This is a genomic window from Pseudovibrio sp. Ad37, from assembly GCF_001623075.1.
In the GTDB taxonomy this organism is placed as follows: Bacteria; Pseudomonadota; Alphaproteobacteria; order Rhizobiales; family Stappiaceae; genus Pseudovibrio.
This window is the reverse complement of record NZ_LMCF01000166.1, coordinates 1-508: the sequence shown is the minus strand read 5'-3', so window position 1 is coordinate 508 and position 508 is coordinate 1. Positions and strand designations below refer to the sequence as shown.

General features: G+C 51.2%; 1 protein-coding gene. It reads left to right on the top strand.

Annotated features, from left to right (window positions below; all coding sequences use genetic code 11):
• Window positions 1-491 (top strand): DUF1983 domain-containing protein (locus tag PsAD37_RS19945; protein WP_153039814.1); only part of this gene is annotated, 491 nt, incomplete at its 5' end.
• Window positions 492-508: the final 17 nt, after the last annotated feature.

Sequence of the window (508 nt, the reverse complement as noted above, 5' to 3'; positions counted from 1 at the left end):
CTTATCAAGCGCAGGCAATTGCGAACGTCAACGGCGACCTGAATGCGATGTACAGCATCAAGGTCGCTGTTGATTCTAATGGCAACCAGTACGCAGCGGGAATGGGCATTGGTGTTCAGAATACGCCAGCGGGTATGCAGTCGCAGGTGCTCTTCCTGGCAGACCGCTTCGCTGTGATGACTCAGGCTGGCGGTACAGTTACGCTGCCATTTGTGATCCAGAACGGACAGACCTTCATCCGGGATACGTTCATCCAGGACGGTACCATCAGCAATGCCAAAATAGGAAACTACATTCAGTCTTCAACATGGGACGGAACCGGGAACGTTGGCTGGCACATCAACAAATCTGGCTACGCGACGTTTAACAACGTGACCGTTCGCGGCTCGATTTACGCCACAAACGGTAATTTTTCTTTCAATGGCTCCGGCAACACAACGGTGATTAATGGTAATGGCGTAACCATTAATATTCCGGGTGGAGGTCGCTAGATGGTCATACTAGGTGT